The sequence below is a fragment of the Aeromonas sp. QDB30 genome, from assembly GCF_027707645.1.
In the GTDB taxonomy this organism is placed as follows: domain Bacteria; phylum Pseudomonadota; class Gammaproteobacteria; order Enterobacterales; family Aeromonadaceae; genus Aeromonas; species Aeromonas caviae.
In genome coordinates, this window is record NZ_JAPCIY010000059.1 from 21,252 (window position 1) to 27,637 (window position 6,386).

8 protein-coding genes are annotated in these 6,386 nt (G+C 61.6%); 6 read left to right on the plus strand and 2 right to left on the minus strand.

Features of this window, described 5'->3' with window-relative positions; all coding sequences use genetic code 11:
- Positions 1-30: 30 nt before the first annotated feature.
- Entirely contained in the window at positions 31-276 is a 246-nt protein-coding gene (locus tag PG896_RS15840) for a YecH family metal-binding protein (RefSeq protein ID WP_039040405.1), read from the plus strand.
- 101 nt (positions 277-377) lie between these two features.
- Positions 378-977, plus strand: coding sequence for a YhgN family NAAT transporter (locus tag PG896_RS15845; protein WP_010672590.1), 600 nt, complete (start codon positions 378-380; stop codon positions 975-977).
- Between the two features lie 60 nt (positions 978-1,037).
- Here PG896_RS15845 and PG896_RS15850 read toward each other — a convergent pair whose 3' ends face one another.
- Positions 1,038-2,015, minus strand: a complete 978-nt coding sequence (locus tag PG896_RS15850; RefSeq protein ID WP_069785474.1) for a LysR substrate-binding domain-containing protein — start codon at positions 2,013-2,015, stop codon at positions 1,038-1,040.
- Between the two features lie 292 nt (positions 2,016-2,307).
- Between PG896_RS15850 and tatA the strand changes: the two genes are divergently transcribed.
- The 3 genes from tatA to PG896_RS15865 all read left to right on the plus strand — a co-directional run bounded on the left by tatA (position 2,308) and on the right by PG896_RS15865 (position 4,423).
- Positions 2,308-2,472, plus strand: a complete 165-nt coding sequence (gene tatA / locus PG896_RS15855) for a twin-arginine translocase TatA/TatE family subunit (protein ID WP_010672592.1) — start codon at positions 2,308-2,310, stop codon at positions 2,470-2,472.
- A 10-nt stretch (positions 2,473-2,482) separates the two neighbouring features.
- Entirely contained in the window at positions 2,483-2,785 is a 303-nt protein-coding gene (locus PG896_RS15860) for a YfcZ/YiiS family protein (RefSeq protein ID WP_010672593.1), read from the plus strand.
- A 216-nt stretch (positions 2,786-3,001) separates the two neighbouring features.
- Positions 3,002-4,423: a lytic transglycosylase F gene (locus PG896_RS15865; protein WP_103244097.1), complete on the plus strand. Its 1,422-nt coding sequence runs from the start codon at positions 3,002-3,004 to the stop codon at positions 4,421-4,423.
- Between the two features lie 5 nt (positions 4,424-4,428).
- On the opposite strand, the gene PG896_RS15870 is transcribed toward PG896_RS15865, so the two are convergent.
- Positions 4,429-4,590, minus strand: coding sequence for a hypothetical protein (locus tag PG896_RS15870; protein WP_185367309.1), 162 nt, complete (start codon positions 4,588-4,590; stop codon positions 4,429-4,431).
- Positions 4,591-4,665: 75 nt separating this feature from the next.
- Here PG896_RS15870 and PG896_RS15875 point away from each other — a divergent pair, with 75 nt between their 5' ends.
- Entirely contained in the window at positions 4,666-5,919 is a 1,254-nt protein-coding gene (locus PG896_RS15875; protein ID WP_270835902.1) for a phospholipase D-like domain-containing protein, read from the plus strand.
- The last annotated feature ends 467 nt before the right edge of the window (positions 5,920-6,386 follow it).

The window sequence follows — 6,386 nt, forward strand, 5'->3', positions numbered from 1 at the left end:
CATCTGACATGATTATTAAAGAGGTTCGAGATGTCCCAATCGATACACGGTCACGAAGTGATGGAGATGATGCTGGAGCAGGAGAGTCCGTTTACCCGGGCCAGCCTCAGGGCGGCGATCGCCTCGCGCTTCGGTGCCGAGGCCCGGTTCCACACCTGCAGCGCCAGCGAGATGGACGCTGACGCCCTGATCGACTTCCTGGCCAGGCGCGGCAAGTTCATCGACTCGGAGTCAGGGTTCCAGACCCGCGCCGACAAGATCTGCAACCACGGATGATCGCCAGCGGCGAGCGCGGTGGGGCGCTCGCCGAATCCCCCCACCTTTGTTATATTTCGCCCTCCTTCCCCTCTTGTTGAAAGGTTCTGCCCGGGCGCTCTATGGACACATTCTCCGCTGCCGTCATGCTGTTTCTGATCATGGATCCGCTGGGCAACCTGCCGGTCTTCCTCTCCATCCTGCGCCATGTCGACCCCAAGCGTCGACGCAAGGTGATGCTGCGGGAGCTGTTGTTTTCACTGGTGATCATGATGGGCTTCCTGTTCGCCGGTCAGCAGATCCTGAGCTTCCTCAACCTGCGTCAGGAGGCGGTCAGCATCGCGGGGGGCATCATCCTCTTCCTCATCGCCATCAAGATGATCTTCCCGAGCCCCGGTGGCGTGACCGGGCTGGCGGCGGGGGAGGAGCCCTTCCTGGTGCCCATGGCAATCCCCATGATTGCGGGCCCCTCCATCCTGGCTTCCCTGCTGCTTCTGGCCAACCAGGAGCCGACCCGGATGGTGGACTGGTCATTGGCCCTGCTGATGGCCTGGGGGGCCAGCGCCGTGATCCTGATGTTCTACGAGCTGTTCAACAAGCTGCTGGGTGAGCGAGGACTCACCGCGGTGGAGCGGTTGATGGGCATGCTGCTGGTGATGATCTCGGTGCAGATGCTGCTGGACGGGGTGCACCATTATCTGGCGGTGACGGGTCAGAACTGACGGGGCGAATGCTGATGTCAACGTGAAACGGGGCTTCTTGAGCCCCGTTTTTTTTGCGCGTCAGGCGGCAGCGGCCGGGCCATCCGCCGAGGTTTCCAGCTTGCCCATGATGAGGGCGAGCAGGGTCTCCCGCAGCCAGCGATGGCCCGGATCCTCCTCGTGGCGCTGATGCCAGATGAGCAGGTGGGAGATGCTGTCCAGGGCGATGGGCAGCGGCAGCGGCACCAGGGGATAGACCTGGGTGGCGTGGCGGGCGTAGAGGCGGGAGAGGGTCACTATCATGTCCGAGTGCATGCCCATGCGCAGGGCCGCCTCGAAGGAGGGGACGGTCGCCTCGATCCGGCGATAGAGATCCTGCTCCGCCAGCTTGTGATCCAGCATCCAGCGATCCCGCCCTTCGCAGTAGGTCTGCACATGGGGGTAGGCGAGGTAACGGGTGAGATCCCACTCGGGCTCCTGCAAGGCAGGGTGATCCCGCTGTACCAGGCAGGTGAGATCGTCGATGGTGAGCAACCGCTGACAGATGGCGTTGGGCAGGGTGTCGAGGCGAAAATCCGAATTGATGCAGTTCTCCCGCACCGTGAAGGCGATATCCACCTGGCCCTGGCTCATCTCGGTCAGGCTGTGTTCGGTCCACTCCTCGTAGCGCAGGCGGATGCCAGGGGCCTGACGCTTCAGTTCGCTCAGGTAGAGGGGGGCAAACAGGGTGAAGGCGCTGTCCATGCTGGCGATGACGAACTCCCGCTCCGTGCTGGCGGGATCGAAGTCCGGCGGCTGGATCAGGTTGTCCAGGGAGAGCAGTATGGGCTGCAGTTGCTGCTGGAGATCCAGGGCGCGGGGAGTGGGATCCATCCCGTAGGCCGAGCGCACGAACAGGGGATCGTCAAAGGTCTCCCGCAACCGTCCAAGGGCCTTGCTGACGGCGGACTGGCTCAGGTGCAAACGGCGTGCAGCCCGGCTGCCGTTGCGCTCTTCCAGCAAGACTTGCAGGATTATCAACAAATTAAGGTCTATGCGTGCAAGCTGTTCCAGCAACATGATATGAATCCTCTTCAATTCCTAGATGAATATATACCATTTGTTTTCATATCTTGGCGATCCTATGCTCGACGGGTCTCTCGCCCTGGTGGCGGCTGGTACAGGATGTAGCGGTTGAGGGGACAAGTAGCACCGACTCATACGGCGGCCCATGGTCGCCGTATTTTTTTGCGCCTCGTCGCCGTTCTTGCGCGATTTTTTCGCCAACTTGCACCTGCCTTGATTTTGCCCAACAATCGATACGCTTTCTTTTGATACAACCTCCAGGTATCTAACAGTCAGGAGTCTCCCTATGGGACTGGGTGGCATTCATATCTGGCATCTGCTGATCCTGCTCGTGGTCGTCGTCGTGGTGTTTGGCAGCAAACGCCTGGCTGGCGCCGGTGAGGATCTGGGCACTGCCATCAGGGATTTTCGCAACGCCTTGCGCGACGATGACAATATCCGGAATAAGTAGGAGTGAACGTATGTCTGTAGACGAGAAAGTGGAACTGAACGAGACCTGTGACAGTTGCGGCTGTTTCGCCGAAATTGGCACCATCATCGGCGAAGGTGACGACGTCATGGAGCTGGTGATCGAGGCCGCTGCAGAAGCCGACGCCCGCGAGAAATTTGCGGCTTACGAGGCGCTGGCCAAGCAGGTTACTGCCGAAGCCAAAAGCAGCAGCGAGCTGAGCCGAGGCCCTGATGGCGTGATCCTGAAGGCCCGCCTGCAATTCACCTGTACCGCCGAGAAGCTGATCTTCGAGATGCGCGCCCGCTCCCTCTGAGATCGTGATGACACGGCAGGCTTGCCTGCCGTCTTGCTCTGCCCCTCGCTTTTTCCCTCCCTTTGCGTTGTATAGTGAGTTATCCCACGGACTATCCGTTTTCCGTCCGGCATGCGCCGATCGGCAGAAGATCCCGCGACGCCCCATGACTTGGCGCAGGCGCCTTCTCTGACAGACCCGACGGTGCGCACCGGCCCACAGCGAGGTGGTTAAATCATGATGCGGCGATGGATCTGGGCCCTGCTGGCTCTCTGCTCTCTCCCTCTGCTGGCGGCGGATCTCAAGCCGCAGTTGCTGCCCCAGGCCGGTGATCTCGAACACATCCTGCAAAAAAAAGAGCTCAGGGCCCTGGTGGTCTATGAGCGGGGGTTTTTCTTTTTCGACAAGGGAGCCCAGTACGGCATCCTGGTCAATCAGCTTCAGGGATTCGAGCGCTGGTTGAACCAGACCTACCTGGCCAAGGAGAAGCTCAAGCTCAAGATCATTTATATCCCGGTGCGCCAGGACAAGCTGCTGGACTATCTGGCCGAGGGGCGCGGGGATCTGGTGGCCGCCAACCTGACGGTCACCCCCACCCGGCGCGAGCAGGTGACCTTCTCCCAGCCGCTGATCACCCCCATCGAGGAGTGGGTGGTGAGCCAGCGGGAGCTCCCTGCCTTCAATCGCATCACCCAGCTGTCCGGCCGGCGGATCTGGGTGCGAGCCAGCTCCAGTTATTTCGAGAGCCTGCACCAGCTCAACTGGCTGTTTCGGGAGCTGGGGTTGCCCCCGGTCTACATCGAGACGGTTCCCGAATACCTGCAGGATGGGGACCTGCTGGAGATGGTGTCAGCCGGGATCATCCCGCTGACGGTCACCGACAGCTTCAAGGGGCGGATCTGGCTCGACATGATTGGCGGCCTCAAGGCCCACAGGCTGATTCCGCTGCGGGACAAGGGGCGCAGCGCCTGGGCCCTGCGCAACAACAGCCCGGAGCTGCTCAAGGCGGTGAACGCCTACATCTCGGAGTCGAGCAAGCGGACCCTCTACAGTGACATGACATTGCGCCGCCTGCTGGCGCAGAGCGACCGCATGAGCAACATACTGGCGCCGGACCCGCTGGGGCGACTGTCGACCATTCGCAAGGTACTGGAGGCCCAGGCGGACAAGTATCAGCTGGACTGGCTGATGCTGGCCGCGCTGGCTTACAAGGAGTCGGGGCTCAATCCCAATGTCGGCTCTCACCGGGGGGCCGTCGGCATCATGCAACTGCTGCCGAGTACCGGCAAGGAGGTGGGGATCCGAGGCGCCAGACTCACCAGTCTGGAGGGCAATGTGGAGGCGGCCTGTCGCTACATGCGGCTCATCCTGGACACCTACTTCAATGATCCCGGGATGGACAGGCTCAATCGCCATCTGTTCGCCCTGGCCGCCTACAATGCGGGTCCGAACCGGGTCCAGGCATTGCAGGCCAAGGCGGCCGACAAGGGGCTGGATCCGAATGTCTGGTTCGGCAATGTGGAGCAGCTGGTGGCCAACGACGTGGGCCAGGGGCCCATCAACTACGTTGGCACCATCTACAAATACTACGTGGCCTACCGTTTCAGCCTGCCCCAGTTGGAGGGCAAGTCAGAGGCCATCGAGGCGGTGCAGCCCTGAGCCTGTCAATGCTGGCCGGGGAGGGGATCCTCGCGATGCTGCGCAAGGGGTTCCCAGCCCAGATCCCGGTGCTGCTGGTACCAGGGCATCAACAGCCTGGCCGGGGTGGGATCCGGTTGGCTGGCATGAGGTCTCTGACTGAGGGAGGGGTGGTCGCGCAGTTCCATCATCGGCTCCTTGACACTGGGCTATCGGGACGGTTGTCTGGGTTATGCCACCATCAGATGACAGGGAGATGACCCTTGATCCCCGCCGACTTTGCCTTGCTCGCCGATCCCGGTGCAGCCCTCAAGGCCCGATGCCAGTTGATCCGCCAGGCCCGCCACCGGATCCTCGCCCAGTATTACAGCTGGGAAGAGGACGGCAGCGGTAAGCTGCTGCTGGCGGAGCTGGTGCGGGCGGCGCGGCGCGGAGTGGTGGTGCAACTGCTCATCGACGATCTCTACGGCGGGGAAAACCGCTTTCTGGAGGCGATGGCGGCGGAACCGGGCATCGAGGTGCGCCTGTTCAACCCCTTCTGGCTGCGGGGCTGGCGTCCTCTGACCCTGCTGCTGGAAGGGGTGCTGAGCTTTCGCCGCATCAACCACCGGATGCACAACAAGCTGCTGCTGGTGGATGGCAGCCAGGCGGTGATCGGCGGGCGCAACATCGGTGATCGTTACTTCGGGCTGGGGATGCAGCCTCACTTCATCGACCTGGATCTGCTCTGCCGCGGCCCCCTCTGTCAGCAGGCCGAGCAGGGGTTCGCGCTGTTCTGGCACAGTCGCTGGAGCCACCCGGTCCGTCGCCTGTTGAGACGCCCCTTGCTGCCAGCCGAAACCCGGGCCCTGAACGATTTCCTGCTGACCCTGACCGACCCCGCCATGGCGGCCGCCTATGATCTGCCGGCCACTCTGTTTGATGAGTGCCCCGTTCCCCTTTGCTGGCATCCCGGGCGAGGGCAGTGCTGGTTCGATCGCCCCGGCAAGGGGCTGGTCGCCCGGCCGACCACGGCGCCCCTGCTGGGACGCATGCTGGCGAGCAATCAGGGGGCCCTGAGGTTGGTGAGCCCTTACCTGATCCTGACACGGGGGCTGCGTCGCCGGCTCAAGGGGCAGCGACGGCAGGGGGTCGACATCGAGATCCTGACCAACTCCCTGGCCAGCACGGACGTGCCCCTGGTCTATGGCGCCTATCGACGTCACCGCCCCTGGCTCGAGCGTCAGGGGGTCACCCTGTTCGAGCTGACGACGGAGGCGTTCAGTCTGCATGCCAAGCTGATCCTGATGGGGAAGGAGGAGGCGCTGCTCGGCAGTTTCAACCTGGATCCCCGCTCCCTGATGCTCAACACCGAGTTGATGCTGCACCTCCATAGCCCGAGGTTGTGCGACGAGTTGCAGCAACTCATTGATGGCTGGTTGCAGCAGGCCGTGCACCCGGTGGCGGCGTCCCCCTCTGCATGGCGGCGCCTGCTGGCGCAATTGAGCGATTGGTTACCTTTGCATCGTTGGTTGTGAGTGGGATCCGCCTTGTGCGAGATCTCGCAAAGCCTTGTGCGCCTTCGAGGATAACGTTTGCCATCCAAAAACGGGACTGGATTGCATCGTATTGTTTTTAATCGATTTATATTAAGGGCGCCGTAACAATCCAGGCTCCTCGACTGCATAGAGGTGCGTGTAGAACGGTTTTTTATTTTATTTAACTGCGTAGTATCTCGAGTGCAAGGACAAACACGGCGGCTGGTCTGCCGTGTGGGTGACGGCAACAGGGGAAATGGGCCAACCGGATTGCTCCGGCAGGCGAGGCAGATCGGGAGCGGAAACCCGTGATGCCAGACAGACCCCCGTGGTTGCGGTAGCCCAATATGGAACATGCTATTTGCGAGGGGGTGACATGCGAATGTTGCCCCATTTTTTTAGGTTCATCGCGGCTTTCCGGGGAAGGCCGCCTTGATTTTCAGAAAAAAGTATTCTGAGTCCCTAAA

What these genes read in the sequence shown, in the direction of transcription:
- PG896_RS15840 (WP_039040405.1), top strand. Translation starts at nt 31, where the DNA reads ATGTCCCAATCGATACACGGTCACGAAGTGATGGAGATGATGCTGGAG.
- PG896_RS15845 (WP_010672590.1), top strand. Translation starts at nt 378, where the DNA reads ATGGACACATTCTCCGCTGCCGTCATGCTGTTTCTGATCATGGATCCG.
- PG896_RS15850 (WP_069785474.1), bottom strand. Translation starts at nt 2,015, where the DNA reads ATGTTGCTGGAACAGCTTGCACGCATAGACCTTAATTTGTTGATAATC.
- tatA (WP_010672592.1), top strand. Translation starts at nt 2,308, where the DNA reads ATGGGACTGGGTGGCATTCATATCTGGCATCTGCTGATCCTGCTCGTG.
- PG896_RS15860 (WP_010672593.1), top strand. Translation starts at nt 2,483, where the DNA reads ATGTCTGTAGACGAGAAAGTGGAACTGAACGAGACCTGTGACAGTTGC.
- PG896_RS15865 (WP_103244097.1), top strand. Translation starts at nt 3,002, where the DNA reads ATGATGCGGCGATGGATCTGGGCCCTGCTGGCTCTCTGCTCTCTCCCT.
- PG896_RS15870 (WP_185367309.1), bottom strand. Translation starts at nt 4,590, where the DNA reads ATGGAACTGCGCGACCACCCCTCCCTCAGTCAGAGACCTCATGCCAGC.